The sequence below is a fragment of the Streptomyces sp. NPDC043870 genome, from assembly GCF_056435785.1.
The window spans coordinates 396,314-410,899 of record NZ_JBWKDT010000004.1 but is presented as its reverse complement, the minus strand read 5'-3'; the positions used below and the strand labels follow the sequence as shown (position 1 = coordinate 410,899).

Here is a 14,586-nt window from a genome sequence, read left to right as displayed (position 1 = left end):
CCCCCCCCCCCCCCCCCCCCCCCCCCCCCCCCCCCCCCCCCCCCCCCCCCCCCCCCCCCCCCCCCCCCCCCCCCCCCCCCCCCCCCCCCCCGCGGGCTCACGACGGCGGAAAGCCGCCGATCCGGGGATCACATCCGCCGGGCAGCCTGGTCAAGCTGGACCGCTGCCTCCACAACCGGGTCGGCGCAGGTCGTGTTCGGGAGGCCGACCGATGTCCGGTGCCCGGGCACCGCGCTCGGCCCGCCAGGCCACTGGCATCGGTTCGACCAACTCCCAACGGGCGTGGGAGAGATCGCTGGGAGACTCAGCGGTCCCGGTGGCCTTCTCACCGTGCGAGCCGACCCCTTTGCCGGTGTGCGGGACGGGGACGGCCGCCGCGTCCGCAGACGCGGCGGCCGTCCCCGTCCGTCCGCTCAGACCATGTGCTGTTGCGTGAGCCAGTCGGAGATCCGCCCCACGATGCTCTCACCGGAACGCGCCCATCTGACGTGGTCGAGCCGCTCGCCGCGCTCCGGGCCGACGTGCCGGCGCTCGACCGTCGCCGAGGGAAGCTTGGCGCAGAGGCGGTCCACCGCTCGGGCCGGGGCGAGGTGGTCGCCTTCGACGGAGACAGCCAGCACCGGGAGCGCCACCTCGGCCATGGCGGCCTCGTAGTCGAAGTCCGATCCTGCCGGGGTGAAGCGGCCCGTGCGGCAGATCCTCGCCCAGTCGCGCATCAGTCTCGCGGGCTGGCGCCCGCCGAAGCCGAGCAGGTGTCCCGGCCAGTAGCCCCAGAGCGACGCGACCAGCGAGATGAACTGCGTACCGGCCAGGACACGCAGCCGTGCCGCGCCGGAGAAGCCGCGGTGGTCCACCGAGCCGGCGGCGACGAGGATCACGCCGTCCACGCTTTTGGGGGCGTGGGCCGTGTGCATCACGCTGACCTGCCCACCGATGCTGTGCCCGAGCAGGAGCAGCGGGACCTCCGCGCCGAAGCGCTCGCGCGTGGCGGCGATGACGGCGGGCCAGTCGCGGGTGGCCAGCTCGTGGTAACCGTGCCGGGTCCGCCGTCCGGCTCGTGGGCGGCTGTCGCCCTGCCCCCGCATGTCGAGGGCGACGGAGGCGATGCCCCGGGCCGCCAGGGCGCCGCAGAACGGTGCGTAATAGGAGGCGTTCACGCCGAGGGCCGGCCAGATCACGACGACGGCGCGTGGTGCGGGGCCGGCTTCGGTGACCCTCGCGGCGAGGCACGGCGCGGCACCGCGCGCACCTGGCAGCGGAATCCGCCAGGTGCCGGGTTCGCCGTGGCCGGCCTTCACAGCGCCTCGTCGAGGAGCATGTAACTGAGCCGGGCGTCCTGAGTCTGACGTGACCAGCGTTCCGCGGCTTCCATCCGTTCTTCGATGCCGCTGTCCACCAGACGCCGGCCCGGCCATATCTCGTAGTCACCCAGCAGGTGGCCGTGTTCGGCGAGCCCTTCCTGGAACAAGGACTCCCTTCGGTGGAGCACCTCCTTCATGGGCAGCTTGTCCCAGAGGCGAAGCCCCTCCTGGATGAGGTCGAGCAGTCCCGCCCGCGCCTGCGGCCGCTGCGTGAGGTGCTGGCGTATGACGGCGCTGCCCACCGCCAGATGGCGGATCTCGTCCATGTTCGCTCCTCGCTCGACCAGGGCGGCGGAGGGGTCCAGGAGCTTCCACTTGCGTTCGCTGAGCTCGGCCGCGGGAGCGAGGATCCCTTCGACCAGGACGGTCAGGACGAGAACACCGCCGTAGAAGTCCTGCCGGTCCCGCAGTACGTGCAGGCCGAAGTCCTCCAGGGGGTCGAGGACGGCGGCTCCCGAGGAAGCCGCGGTCCGGGCGACCGCCGCCGTGACCTCCTCATCGGGCATTCCTGCCGCGAGGAGATGGTCGCGGAAGGCCCGGGCGTGCCGTGCCTCGTCGACGAGCTGGGTGGTGTAGAACTCCATGCAGTCCCGGTCCGGGGCGTGGAAGACGAGGAAGGACAGCGCGCGGGTGGCCTTCTCCTCGGCCAGCGTCCGGAACGTGAACTCGTCGACGAGTGCCTCGCGCAGGGGGCCCGGGCGGAGGACGGCCTCGGTGGGGGGCGCGGCGGTCACCGTGCCGTCCGACAGCCGGCGGAGCATGGAACCGGCCACGTGCTCCAGCCAGTAGGGCAGGTCGCACATCGTGGGCGTCAGTTCCAGTTCACGGGCGCCGTCGAGTACGCCCGGGGCGTTGTCCCAGTCGGCTTCCACGGGGATGTGGGTCACAGTACGGTCCTTCGGGTCGTGTTCCGTTGGGGCTGTGGTGATCGGGAGCCGTACGGCAGTGACGTGCCCTGCGCACGGCGGGAAGCTCTGAAGGACGCGGGTGGAAAAGAGAAAGTGCGGAATGTGTCATGTCCGCCGGCCGAAGAACCGGGATTCCGGCGGAACTTCCTTCTGGAATCCCGCGGCGGCCCGCCCCGCCACTGTGAAGTTTCAGGAAGAGGTGCGACGGATGCCGCGGGTTTCGCTCGCGCCTCCGGTATTTCCCGGCTCCGGAGAATCCGGTGCCGGGACCGGAAGAAGTCGTGACGGTGCGACCGCCGTCCTGACGCTCCGCCGCCGCTCGCCGGCCGCAGGCTGCCGGTCCGTCGGCGGGCCGGATCCGCTGCCCCTTGCCCTTGCTCCTGTACTCCTGTAGCCCGCCGTGCCGCGAGGGCGGCGGGCGGGACTGCTTCCTCAGAACGATCCGACTCGTTCCACGTTAGGAGCATCGCCATGATGCCGTCAAGGGTGAGGCGAAGGAAGCCTGTTGCTCCTGATGCCCTTGATGGCGGGGCCGACCCCTGCTGCCTGTTTCGTGTTCCTCTGTTGCGCCGGCGCTTCCCGCCTGGTTAAAGTCCGGCCGGTCCGATCTCGTAACAGCCTTTGCGGCCGGGGGAATTGTGGAACGTCTGTGGAAAATCGAGGAAAGCCTTCTTGTCGACGCCTCCGTCGAGGATGCGTACGCCGCGGTTTCCCGGGTGCGCGACATGGGGAAGTGGAGCCCGGAGTGCTTCGCCGTGTGGCACCGCGGTCAAGTGGCCGGCAAGGGAACCAGGTTCGTCGGATTCAACCGCAAGGGGCTCCTGGTCTGGTTCACCACCTGTCAGGTGACCCGGGCTGAGCTGCCGTCCGAATTCGCCTTCCGGGTCACGACGTTCGGGCTGCCGGTGGCTCTGTGGGGGTATCGCTGCGAACCGGAGGGGTCGGCCACCAGGATCACCGAGTACTGGGAGGACCTGCGGACCGGCCCTGGTGCCCGGATGGCGGAGTTCCTCGGGAGGGTGTTCACCGGCACGCGCCCGGCCGACCGCGCGGAGGTCAACAGGGCCGGTATGCGCACCACGCTCGGCAGGATCAAGGCCGCCCTGGGCGGCTGAGGCCGAACCCGGCGCCCCCGGTCGCCCGCCGTCGGGTGGCGCGGCATGGCACCGCTCAAACCCCGTTGAGCAGCAACGAGATCAGCCGGTCGGTGAACCCGCTCTCCATCGGCTTGCGGCGTACCAGCAGCCGGATCCACAGTGCGCCGGTCATGGCGTCCACCAGCAGGGCGGGGTCGAAGTCGGCCGGCAGCTCCCCGCGCTCCACGGCCCTGGTGAAGATGGGCTGGTGGCGCCCGAGCCGGTCCCCGAGGAAGTGGGTCACCAGTTCCCGCATGGCCTGGTGGCGCACCGCCCCCACCAGGGCCGCCTCCACCACGGCGCGCGTCCGGGGTCCGTCGAGGAGGGTCTGGACCTGGGTGGCGAGAGCGGTCAGGTCCCCCTCGAGGCTCCCGGAGTCGGGCAGGTCCAGGGAGAGCGTGCCCGAGTGCAGGAGGGCGTCGCGCAGCAGTTCCGACTTGGACGGCCACCAGCGGTAGATGGTCGTCTTGTTGACGCCGGAGCGCTGGGCGACGCCCTCGATGGTGAGCCCGTCGTAGCCTTGGGTCGCGAGCATGTCGAGACATGCCGTGAAGATCTCGCCCTTACGGCGTGGCCCTCCCTGCCTGCCGCCCGACCGCTCGTCCGAGCTGCTTCCGCCTGTCGCCACCGCGACCTCCGTACCGGCCCCAGGGGCCCAACGCAACGTTGTGTTGCGTCCAGCCTAGCGCTGTCCTATCGTGGCAACGCACCGTTGCGTTGCATTTGATTCGCGGGCCCGAAGGCCCGGATCCGGCGGAGCGCCTCGATGGCGTCCAGATCCGCTTCAGGGGGAAATACATGAGAGCCCGTGTCGTCTGTCTGCCCTTCGCCGGGGGATCCGCCGATGCCTACCGCCCCTGGTCCTCGGTCATGCCAGAGGCGTGCGAACTGATCGCGCCTGAGCTGCCGGGCCACGGCCGCCGGCTCGCCGAGCTTCCGCTGGAGAACGCCGCCGATGTCGTCGCGGACCTGCTGCCCCGCCTCGGCGACCCCGCCGCACCGCTGATCCTTTTCGGCCACAGCATGGGCGGGCTGCTCGCCCATGAACTGTGCTGCGCACTGGACGAGCTCGGCACACCCCCGCAGGGGCTAGTGATCTCCGCAATGGCGCCACCCGAACTGCTCGACACACGCGCCAACCACGCGCTCGCCGACGATCCGGACGCCCTTCTCGAGCATGTCACCCGGCTCGGAGCGACACCTGCCGATGTCCTCGCGAGCCCGCAGATGCGAGCCCTCGTCCTCCGTCCGCTCCGGGCCGACTTCCGGCTCCTCGGCACAGCCCGCACATCGTCGGTGCGGCCCGTGACCGTCCCGCTCTACACACTGGCCGGTGACCGGGACGTGGTCCACGCGCCGGACCAGGTCGCCGCATGGCAGCGCCACGCGGAGGAGTGGAAGGGCCTGCGCATCCTACGCGGCAGCCACTTCTTCCCGTGGCAGAGCGACACCGTGCCGCGCCTGCTGGCCGCCCTCGGCCTGGCCGCAGCCACAGACGCCGGGCTGCTGCCCCGCGAGGCCACCGGACGGTGAGGGGCTCGCCCCCGCACGGACCGAGCCTCCGGCCACCCCGCCAAGAGCCGGGGCCACGAGGCCGCAGCGGCCCGTGACGGGGACCGGCTGCCCCGGCATCCCGTCCGACCGGCCGACCGGGCGACGACCACACCGTACCCACGCAACAGGAGAGAACCAGCAATGCCGCACCCGCCCACCGGGCGCCTCGCACTGGGAGTTCTACTGCACGGCTCCGGCGGCCACTGGGCCGGCTGGCGCCACCCACGGGCCAGGGCCCATGGCCAACTCGACTATCCGTTCCACGAGTTCCTCGCCATGGAGCTGGAGCGCGGCAGGATCGACGCCGTCTTCCGCCCCGACCTGCTCGCGCCCTGGGGCGAAGGCCCCGGCCTGAACAAGGCCGCGCGGGCCGACCACTTCGAGCCCCTCACCCTGCTGTCCGGACTCGCCGGGGCCACGGACCACATCGGGCTCGTGGCGACCGGCTCGACCACTTACTGGCACGCGCACCAGCTGGCACGCCGTTTCGCCTCACTCGACACGATCTCCGGCGGCCGGGCGGGGTGGAACATCGTCACCTCCGTCCTGCCGCAGGAAGCAGCGAACTTCGGCCGGCCACCCGTTCCGCACGACCTGAGGTACAAACTCGCGGAACGCTCCGTCGACGAGGTCCGGGCCTTGTGGGACGCTGCGCACGTCGCCCGGGCGCCGGGCATCCCGGCGCCTGTCCAGGGCCATCCCGTCCTCTTCCAGGCGGGCGCGTCACCGGCCGGCATCGACTTCGCCGCCCGGTACGCCGACGTCGTCTTCACCGACCAGCGTGACCTGGCCGGCGCCCGCCGCTTCTACGCCGAAGTGAAGGAGAAGGTCCGGGCAGCGGGACGCCGGCCGGAGCACGTGCAGATCTGGCCGGCGCTGTGGCCCTTGGTGGCGAGTACGGAGGCCGAGGCACGGGACCAAGTGGCGACGCTGCGCGGACTGGTCCACGAGGACGTGGCCCGCCAGTGGCTGCAGGAGAACCTCGGGCTCGATCTCACCGGCCAGGACCTGGACGCACCCCTGCCCGAGGTCCCGCCGACCAACCGGAGCCAGAGCCGGCGGGAACTGCTGATCAGGATGGCGCGAGACAACGCCTTCACGACCCGTCAGCTGGCCGAGCACTTCCTGAGCGGGCAGATCGTCGCCGGCACTCCGACGCAGATCGCCGACCACATGCAGGAGTGGTACGAGGAGAGGGGCGCGGACGGCTTCATGATGTCGTTCCCCTTCCTGCCGGGCCCGCTCGTCGACTTCGTCGACCACGTGATCCCCGAACTGTGGCGCCGGGGTGTCTTCCCCAACTCCTACGACGGCAGCGACCTGCGGCAGAACCTCGGGCTGCCGCGCCACGCGCCGGCCCCCGGAGGCACGCATGCCTGAGCCGACCAACACCGTCCGACTGTTCGTCGCCCTGCCCGCAACTCCGCAGCCGCATTCCCCGCAGGCCGGTGCGGCACCCTGTGCTCCGGTTCCCCAGGGCGGGACGGGTCGATGGCTGCGACGGCTTCATGATGCCGCGGTCACCGCCGACAGGGCAGGAATCGACGCGCTCGTGATACGCAGGAACGGCGCTCCGGGCGCGGCGGCGCTGGAACCGACCGCGGTCCTTGCGAGCGTCGCCTCCCGCACGACGGGCATCGGTCTGATCGCCGAGGCGTCCCCCGCGTCGCACGAGCCCTACCACCTGGCTCGTGAGCTGGCCACCCTCGACATCATGTCCGACGGACGAGCCGGGGTACTCCTGGATGCACGGCCGGACGCGGTGGAGCGAGAGGCCGGTCTGCCGGCCCAGCAGGAGGGCGCCGAGGCGCGGCAGCGCGCCGAGGAGTACCTGTCCGTGCTCACGGGCCTGTGGGACAGCTTCGACGACGACGCCTTCGTGCACGACCGGGCTTCCGGGACCTACTTCAGGGCCGACGGCATGCACCTCATCGGTCACGAGGGCCCCCACTACAACGTCGCCGGTCCGCTGAACATCGCCCGCCCGCCGCAGGGCCATCCCGTGACGCTGGCCTCCTGGGCCGGCTCCGCCGACGCCCCCTACGTGCCCGACTACCACGTCACTGACCGCCCCGTTACGTGCCGCAGCCCCCGGTTCGCCTCCTTGTCCGTTGCCGCCGAAGCGCCCGACGAGACCGTCGAACGCGTCCGGCGGCTGCTGCACCAGGAGCAGCCGGCCGGTCTTCTGGCCGACCTGCCCGGCGGCCCCGCCGCACTGGAACTCTTCGCCCGCCGGACACTTCCGATGCTGCGCGAGCACGGCCTGCTGCCCAGCGGTGTGCGCCGGTCTCGAACGTTGCGGGGGCGGCTGGCACTTGAGCGGCCGGCAGACCGTACGTCCCGCCGTCAGGCCTGATCGTCCCGTTCTCTTTCCCACGGAGGTGGTCCCCCTGCGGGCCAGCACGGTATGGAAGCAGCCCCGCGCCTGGATCGTGGTGCTGATCGGTTCGCTGCTCGCCGCCTTGAGCACCGTCAGCTACCTGGGGCCGGCCTCGGACCCCGACAGTCATCTGCGGAACCTGCCACTCGTCCTCGTCATCGGCGACGAGGGGGTCACCGGACCGGACTCCACGGTGAACCTGGGTGGCGAGCTCGCCGACGGCATCGTACGCGCCGCCCGCAAGGACGGGCGTGTGCAATGGCACGTGGTCCCTACCCGCCGGGACGCATGGCGGATCCTCGACGCCCAGGACGCCTACGCGGCGCTGATCGTGCCCCGTGACTTCACCGGCCGGGCCCTGTCCCTGATCGGCAGCGGGCCGAACGCCCGGCGCCCGGCGATGGAACTCGTCACCCCGCGCGGCGTGAGCGGCATGGCAGCTTCGACGGCGGACAAGGTGATGCGCAGTACCGTGGCGTCGGCGTCAAGACAACTGGGCGCACAACTGGCCGTCAAGGCGGCAGCCGGTGGCCGGGCCGGCGCGAAGAAGGCGGCGCCGCCCGGTCTCCTGGCCCTGCTCGACGACCCGGTCGAGGTCACCGCCGTGGTGCGTCAGACGTCGTCCGGGTCCGTCGGGTCGGCTGCCGGAGCCCTCCCGCTCTACATCGCCATCGCGCTGCTCGTCTCGGGGCTGCTCCCGGCCACGCTGCTGACGATGTTCGTCGATGCGAGGCTGGGTTACTTGCCGTTGGAAGTCGGCCCGCGGAGGTTCCTCCAGCCGGTCGTCAGGATCGCACGGTCATCGACGTTCCTGGCCAAGACGGTGCTCGGTGCCGTGATGGGATGCGCGGCGGGTGCCGTCGTCGCCGGTGTCGCCCTGTGGAGCACCGGCCTCCGGCCCGGCGGCCCCGCCCGGTTCGTGCTGTTCTGCAGCACCGCCTGCGCGGCCGTCGTCCTGCTCACCCTCGCCCTGTTCGCCGTGTTCGGGGCGCCGGGCCAGGTTCTGGCCCTGTTCACGATAACCCTCGTCGGCGTCCCGCTGTCTGCGGGCGCCATCCCGCAGGAGGCTCTTTCCCACGGATTCGCGGCCGTGGGGGCGGTGCTGCCGGCTCGTCATGTGGTCGAAGGGGTGCGATCGCTGTTGTTCTTCGACGCCGACGCCGACCGGGTCCAGCTGGCGTGGCTGGTCCTGAGCGGCTACGCGGCCGGTGCCGCGATCATCGGCTGGGCAGTCTCCCGCTGGTACGACCGCCGCGGCTACCACCGTGCCGCGGACCATGAACCAGCGGCCGTGGCGGTCGCCGGCGTCGCGACCGCACTGCCGCGGCCGGCAACGCCGCCCCCGTCGCAACGGCCCACCGCACGTCATGCGCGCAAGCGGTGAGCAGACGGCGAGAAGCCGTGACGGGGTCGGCTCTCCCGAGGAGTGGGCCCGACCCGGTTGATCCCGCAGCTGGAGCCGCCCTTGCGCGATCACGACCGTATCGACAGTGGTTGATCCCCCTCGGACACAACCACTGACGATACGGGGACGAGGGCCTCGACCTTGCGGTCGCGGTCCTCGTCTCGTGTTCATGGCTGATGGTGATGCTCAATGTCGCGCGACGTGTGAAGTAGTCGACTTCTCATCAGGAGTTCACCGGTGCGTCGGTGTTCGCGGGCGCCGACTTCGGCGCGGGTGAGTAAGAAGTCACGCTGATCCTCACCGTGGAGTCGGCCCGTCCGGCCCGCCGCACCCTTTGGAGAGCTTGTCTTGCGCCATCCCAAACGCCGTTTCCCGGCCATGCTGTTGGCCATCACGCTGATACCGGGCTCGCTGCTCACGTCTCAGGCGTCGGCGAACGACCCCATCCGAGCCCCCGCCGTGGCCCAGCTGCCGGCCGATTCCCCCGCCGACGAGGTCCGTCACCCCGCCGGCCATGTGGACCCCTTCATCGGGACCACCCGCAACGGCACCACCTGGCCCGGCGCCACCCTGCCGTTCGGAATGATCGCCTGGAGCCCGACCAGCACCAAGGGTGACCAGACCAGCACAGGAGCCGCCAACGGCTACCAGTACGACGTCACGCGGGTGCGGGGCTTCAGCCTCACCCACGTCAACGGCGCCGGCTGCAACCCCGGTGCCGCGGGAGATGTCCCGATCATGCCGTACACCGGGGAGATCACCAGCTCTCCGTCGGCGGACACCACGGACAGCATCTACGCGAGCGACTTCTCGCACAGCCGGGAAGAAGCCCGCCCCGGCCGCTACAAGGTGACCCTCGCCTCCGGAGTGGCCACGGATCTCGCGGTCACCCAGCGGGCCGGCGTGGGGGAGTTCACCTTCCCCGAGGGCAGCCCGGCCAAGCTGCTGTTCCGTACGTCCAACTCGCTCAACGGCAGGAGGACGCCGACATCCGTATCGACCCCCGGCGGCAGGAGGTCACCGGCTCCGTGCTGACCGGTGCCTTCTGTGGACGGCGGGCCAACGGCGGTATCAACAACCGCAAGAGCTACTACCGGCTGCACTTCGTGGCCCGTTTCGACCACGCCTTCCGCTCCACCGGAACCTGGCACGACGCGCAGGTGCGGCCCGGCGGCACCGAGGCGTCCGGGGGCGAGGGATACGCGACCGGAGCGGACCGGGCCGGGCGCGGCTCCGGCGGCTGGGTCGGGTTCGACACGAGCGGGAACCGCACCGTGCGGATGCGTCTGGGCATTTCGTACGTCAGCGGCGCCGCCGCGGCGCAGAACCTCGACGCCGAGGTACAACGTCGTCGTGACAACGTTGCCTCGGTGGCGGCGCGAGGCTACCGCACCTGGGACGACCAGCTGCGCAGCATCAAGATCAGCGGGGGCAGCGCGGACCAGCGCACCGCGTTCTACACCGCGCTGTACCACGCCCTGATGCAGCCGAACGTGATGAGCGACGTCAACGGCCGCTACATGGGTATGGACGGCAAGGAGCACCGTCTGGCCAAGGGACAGGGCGCCCAGTACAGCAACTTCTCCGGCTGGGACCAGTACCGCGCCCAGATTCAGCTGCTCGCACTTCTCGAACCGCGTATCGCAGGGGACTTCGCCCAGTCCCTCTACAACTATGCCCGGCAGAACGGCGGAGTGTGGGACCGCTGGGTGCATGTCACCGGGGCCACGCATGTGATGACCGGCGACCCCTCGGCCGCCACTCTTGCGGCTTTCTACGCCATGGGCGTACGCAATTTCGATGCCGAGGGTGCCTTCGCCTCCCTGGTGCGCCAGGCCACGTTGCCCCATCCCGACGGACTCTCCGACGCGGGCTGTCCCGGGCAGTGCATCGGTGCCCGGCCCAATCTGGCCCAGTACCTCTCCTCGCACTACGCCGCGCAGGACGTCTGCCACTGCTGGGGCGGCGCGGCGGAGACGCTGGAGGCGTCCGTCGCGGACTCGGCGCTCGCGCAGTGGGCCGGACTGCTCGGCCACCGGGACCTGCAGAAGCAGTTCTCCGAGCGCGCGGCCTACTGGAAGAACGTGTTCAACCCGCAGGCCACCCCTCACGAGGGGTATGTGCAGGCGCGCAATCTCGACGGGAGCTGGGTGCCCGGCTTCACCCCGGCGACCGGTACCGGCTTTGCGCAGGGCAGCAGTGCCACTTACACCTGGATGGTGCCGCAGGATGTGTCCGGTCTCGCCGAGAAGATGGGTGGCCGCGAGACCGCGGCTGCGCGGCTGGACGGCTTCTTCCACAAGCCGGACGGCAGCTGGTCGCTCGCGGGCGGCGATCCGCTGCGGTACGACCCGACCAATGAGCCCGGGATCCATGCCCCTTGGCTGTACAACGCCCTCGGGCAGCCGTGGAAGACACAGGAGGCCGTCCGTGAGATCGTGAACTCCGTCTACGGCACCGGTCCGAGCGGTCTGCCCGGCAATGACGACCTCGGCACCATGTCCACCTGGTACGTTTTCGCCGCTCTGGGCATGTACCCGCAGGCACCAGGCCGCTCTGAGCTGCTGCTGTCCGCCCCGCTGTTCCCCCGCGCCGTCCTGCACCGCGACGGCCGCGCGCCGATCACCGTGACCGCCCCGGACGCCTCGCAGGCGAACCGCTACGTCGGCGGCGTCACCGTCAACGGGCGTGAGCACCACCGCTCCTGGGCGAGCGGGGCACTGGTCGCCCGCGGCGGGCACGTCGCCTTCCGGCTCAGCCCGAGCGCCGAGACCGGCTGGGGCACGGCCGCCGCGGACCTGCCGGTCGACGTCCGCTAGGCCGTCTGCCGGGAAGCTCGCTGCGCCCCGCTGCCCGGCCGGCCGGTCGGATGCGCCCCCGTACCCCCGGCCTTCGGGGGTGCGGGGGCGCGCCTTGCGGCCGCGAGGTCAGGAACCGATGCTCGGCCGGCCGGCCGGATGGCCGGCTCGATCTCCCACATGTCCGGCTCGACCCGCGCCGCGCGGTGTGGCCGTCGCGGGTCGGCGTCGCGGGACCACGGGAACCCAGCCGGCGATCGGGACCGGCGCTGAACGCCGTACTTCCTTTCCGGGACCTCGCGGGCGGCACCGGACGTACGGCGTGCGGGCGGTGTGCGGGGGTCAGGTGAGGCGACGTCGTATGACGGCCGACACTCGGTCCACCGCCACGATCAGGACGAGGACCACCAGGATATGGGTCAGCATCTCGTCGAACTGGAACAGCTTGATGGACTGGTTGATGAGGAAACCGATGCCGCCCGCGCCCACCAGGCCGAGCACCAGTGACGAGCGCACATTGACGTCGAGCCGGTACAGGAGCAGCCCCGCCAACTGCGGGGTCACCGCGGGCAGCAAAGCGTGCGAGGCGATTTGGATCCTGCTCGCGCCCGCCGACCGCAGAACCTGGGCCGGGCCGGGATCGGCGTCCTCCAGGGCCTCGGCCCACAACTTGCCCATCACGCCCACGTTGTGGCACACCAGCGCCAGTACGCCGGGGAAGGGACCGAGCCCGACGGCCGTGACGAAGACCAGCGCGAAAACCACGTCGGGCACCGCGCGCAGGAACGACAGCAGGGAGCGGGCCGCCTGGTAGACCCAGGCCGACGGGGCGGTGCCGCGCGCCGCGAGCAGGGCCAGGACGAGGGAGAACGGCACCGACAGGGTGGTGCCCAGCAGGCCGATCCACAGCGTCACCAGGGCGCCGTCGAGGCTCGGCCGCAGCACGTCCCACTCCAGAGCGGGCGGGAACGCCTCGCCGAGGAAGTCGACCATGCCGCGCCAGCCTTCGACCAGCGTCCCGAGGGAGATGTCCGTGGCGTTCCAGGCGAACACGTGCGCGGTGACCACCACGGCGGCGATGCCCCAGCCCACGACGAGTGCACAGGGGCGCGGCGGCTTCGGCGGAACGGGGAGGCGCCGGACGTTGTCGAGGGTTGTCATGACACGGCCTCCACAACCGCGGGCTGGTACAGGACGTCGACGTTCTGCTGGGGCGGCCCGTCCAGCAGGACCCTGCCGTCGCGCAGGCCGACCACGCGGTCGGCGTGGCGGGCGGCGAGGGAAGGCTGGTGCAGGACGGCGAGTACGGCGAGACCGTCGTCGTGGGCGAGTTCGGCGAGCAGGCCGAGCACCTGCTCCGACGCGGCGGGGTCCAGGGCGGACACCGGTTCGTCGGCGAGAACGACCCGCGGGCGCTGGCACAGGGCGCGGGCCACCGCCACGCGCTGCTGCTGGCCGCCCGACAGGCTGCCCGCGCGGTCGTGCGCCCGGTCGGCGAGACCCACCCGGTCCAGGCAGGCCATGGCCTCCTCGCGCAGGCGCCGCGGGAACAGGGCCGGGGTCAGCGAATGACGCAGCCGGAGCCGGCCGAGGGCGCCGGCGCAGACGTTGTCCAGGACGCTGCGCCGGCGGACCAGGTGGATGTGCTGGAAGACCATGGCCAGGTCGAGCGGACCGCAGGTCTTTCCGTCGACGGTCACGCTGCCCGCAGCCATCGGCTCCAGTCCGGCGGCGGCGCGCAGCAGGGTCGACTTCCCGGAGCCGTTGGCCCCGAGCACGGCGAGCAGCTCGCCGTGGGCGACGGTGACGTCGACCCCGTGCAGTACCTGCCGCTCGCCGTACCGCACCGTGATCTGGGACAGCGCGAGCATCAGACGTCCTTCTCGGTGAGCTTGAGCGTCGTGGCCAGATCGAAGAGCGGCTGGTACGTCGACTTGTCGACGGCGATGAGGGGCGCCGGCGGGTCGACGTCGAGCAGTGCGCCGATCTTGCCGACCTTGTCGGCCGGGAGCTTCAGCAGCGCGTCGGTCACCGCCTTCTTGAACGCGGCGTCGAGGTCGCCGCGTACGGTGATCGGGTCGTTGGGAATGGGTTGCGAGGCCCAGATCTTGCGGAACTTCGACGGATCGAAGGTGCCCGCGTCGGTGGCGCTCGCCAACTGCTGGGAGTTGATCTCGGCCGCGTCGACCGTGCCCTTCGCGAGGGCGAGCAGGGCCTCGGGGTGGCCGCCGGCGTAGTTGATCTTGACGTCGTCCTTCTTCAGACCGGCGTCGAGCATGGCCTTGCGGGGGAGGGCGTCGCCGGAGGTCGACCCGATCGACCCCAGGGCGAGGGAGTGCCCCTCGAGGTCCTCGACCGTCATGATCGGCGAGTCCTTCGGCACCCACATACCGGCGGTGTAGCTGGACACCTGGCCCTTGCCGTCGCTGAAGGACGCGACGGCCTCCGCCTCGGCGCGCTTGCTGGCGAACACATAGCCGAGCGGGCCGAAGACGGCGATGTCGAGTTTGTCGTTCTCCATGGCGAGGACCTCCGCGGAGTAGTCCTCGGTGACGGTCAGCTCCACCTCGCAGTCCAGGCTTTCGCCGAGTGCGTCGGCGAGGACCTTGGCGGCGGGCGTCAGCTTGGCCGGATCCTCGAAGGGCTCGACACCGAAGCGGATCTTGCCACCGGGGCAGGTGGCCGAGTCGGACGTGGAGGCGTCGGAGCCACCCCCGCAGGCGGCCAGACCCAGGGTTGCGGCGACGACGAGTGAGGTGGCGAGGGCGAGACGGCGGACAGGCACAGTGGACTCCGGAGAGAGGAAGTACGGAGGGAAGTACGCAGGAAGTACGGGGGGGGGGAACTGCTGGTGAAGTGGGGGGAGTCGCACGCCGGGGCGGCTACGAGCACAAGGTGTCATTCGCAGCAACCCCGGTCAACACTTGTATCTACAGGTTCCTGAGTGTTCACCTGGGCGTCGTGAAGAGGTTGTCGCGGGTGCGGGGGAGCGCCCGCTCGGCGGCGGGGGAATATCCGATCAACGAGGAATGGCATTCGTGGCG

At 71.1% G+C, this 14,586-nt stretch carries 11 protein-coding genes and 2 pseudogenes; 6 read left to right on the top strand and 7 right to left on the bottom strand.

What is annotated here, in order from left to right; translation table 11 throughout:
* Positions 1-183: 183 nt before the first annotated feature.
* The 3 genes and pseudogenes from AC0699_RS08285 to AC0699_RS08275 all read right to left on the bottom strand — a co-directional run.
* A pseudogene (locus AC0699_RS08285) lies at positions 184-270 on the bottom strand (IS5 family transposase); the annotation flags it as partial.
* A gap of 143 nt (positions 271-413) precedes the next feature.
* Positions 414-1,298, bottom strand: coding sequence for an alpha/beta hydrolase family protein (locus AC0699_RS08280; protein ID WP_478657186.1), 885 nt, complete (start codon positions 1,296-1,298; stop codon positions 414-416).
* Positions 1,295-2,248, bottom strand: coding sequence for a VlmB-like protein (locus tag AC0699_RS08275; RefSeq protein ID WP_478657184.1), 954 nt, complete (start codon positions 2,246-2,248; stop codon positions 1,295-1,297). Before AC0699_RS08275 ends, AC0699_RS08280 begins: the two co-directional genes overlap by 4 nt.
* 659 nt (positions 2,249-2,907) lie before the next feature.
* Here AC0699_RS08275 and AC0699_RS08270 point away from each other — a divergent pair.
* The gene (locus AC0699_RS08270; RefSeq protein ID WP_478657182.1) at positions 2,908-3,384 is read left to right on the top strand and encodes an SRPBCC family protein; all 477 of its coding nucleotides are present in this window, start codon (positions 2,908-2,910) and stop codon (positions 3,382-3,384) included.
* A 55-nt stretch (positions 3,385-3,439) separates the two neighbouring features.
* On the opposite strand, the gene AC0699_RS08265 is transcribed toward AC0699_RS08270, so the two are convergent.
* Entirely contained in the window at positions 3,440-4,033 is a 594-nt protein-coding gene (locus tag AC0699_RS08265) for a TetR/AcrR family transcriptional regulator (RefSeq protein WP_478657179.1), read from the bottom strand.
* A gap of 170 nt (positions 4,034-4,203) precedes the next feature.
* Between AC0699_RS08265 and AC0699_RS08260 the strand changes: the two genes are divergently transcribed.
* The 5 genes and pseudogenes from AC0699_RS08260 to AC0699_RS08240 all read left to right on the top strand — a co-directional run bounded on the left by AC0699_RS08260 (position 4,204) and on the right by AC0699_RS08240 (position 11,563).
* Entirely contained in the window at positions 4,204-4,938 is a 735-nt protein-coding gene (locus AC0699_RS08260; protein ID WP_478657176.1) for a thioesterase II family protein, read from the top strand.
* A gap of 162 nt (positions 4,939-5,100) precedes the next feature.
* Positions 5,101-6,339, top strand: coding sequence for an LLM class flavin-dependent oxidoreductase (locus AC0699_RS08255; protein WP_478657173.1), 1,239 nt, complete (start codon positions 5,101-5,103; stop codon positions 6,337-6,339).
* A complete protein-coding gene (locus AC0699_RS08250; RefSeq protein ID WP_478657171.1) occupies positions 6,332-7,315 on the top strand; it encodes an LLM class flavin-dependent oxidoreductase in 984 nt (327 codons plus the stop codon). The genes AC0699_RS08255 and AC0699_RS08250 overlap by 8 nt, the downstream gene beginning before the upstream one ends.
* A gap of 25 nt (positions 7,316-7,340) precedes the next feature.
* On the top strand, positions 7,341-8,723 hold the full coding sequence (locus tag AC0699_RS08245) for a YhgE/Pip domain-containing protein (protein WP_478657169.1): 1,383 nt from the start codon (positions 7,341-7,343) through the stop codon (positions 8,721-8,723).
* Positions 8,724-9,122: 399 nt separating this feature from the next.
* Positions 9,123-11,563, top strand: a pseudogene (locus AC0699_RS08240) (GH92 family glycosyl hydrolase).
* A 321-nt stretch (positions 11,564-11,884) separates the two neighbouring features.
* Here the strand turns inward: AC0699_RS08240 and phnE are convergent.
* The 3 genes from phnE to AC0699_RS08225 are packed head-to-tail and all read right to left on the bottom strand — an operon-like array spanning position 11,885 to position 14,327.
* Entirely contained in the window at positions 11,885-12,703 is an 819-nt protein-coding gene (gene phnE / locus AC0699_RS08235; RefSeq protein ID WP_478657166.1) for a phosphonate ABC transporter, permease protein PhnE, read from the bottom strand.
* A complete protein-coding gene (locus tag AC0699_RS08230) occupies positions 12,700-13,413 on the bottom strand; it encodes a phosphonate ABC transporter ATP-binding protein (RefSeq protein ID WP_478657164.1) in 714 nt (237 codons plus the stop codon). The genes phnE and AC0699_RS08230 overlap by 4 nt, the downstream gene beginning before the upstream one ends.
* Positions 13,413-14,327, bottom strand: a complete 915-nt coding sequence (locus AC0699_RS08225; RefSeq protein WP_478657162.1) for a phosphate/phosphite/phosphonate ABC transporter substrate-binding protein — start codon at positions 14,325-14,327, stop codon at positions 13,413-13,415. Before AC0699_RS08225 ends, AC0699_RS08230 begins: the two co-directional genes overlap by 1 nt.
* Positions 14,328-14,586: the final 259 nt, after the last annotated feature.

Bases quoted from the DNA above. Each gene is read 5' to 3' on its own strand.
- phnE (WP_478657166.1), bottom strand. From the start codon at position 12,703: ATGACAACCCTCGACAACGTCCGGCGCCTCCCCGTTCCGCCGAAGCCG.
- AC0699_RS08250 (WP_478657171.1), top strand. From the start codon at position 6,332: ATGCCTGAGCCGACCAACACCGTCCGACTGTTCGTCGCCCTGCCCGCA.
- AC0699_RS08255 (WP_478657173.1), top strand. From the start codon at position 5,101: ATGCCGCACCCGCCCACCGGGCGCCTCGCACTGGGAGTTCTACTGCAC.
- AC0699_RS08230 (WP_478657164.1), bottom strand. From the start codon at position 13,413: ATGCTCGCGCTGTCCCAGATCACGGTGCGGTACGGCGAGCGGCAGGTA.
- AC0699_RS08260 (WP_478657176.1), top strand. From the start codon at position 4,204: ATGAGAGCCCGTGTCGTCTGTCTGCCCTTCGCCGGGGGATCCGCCGAT.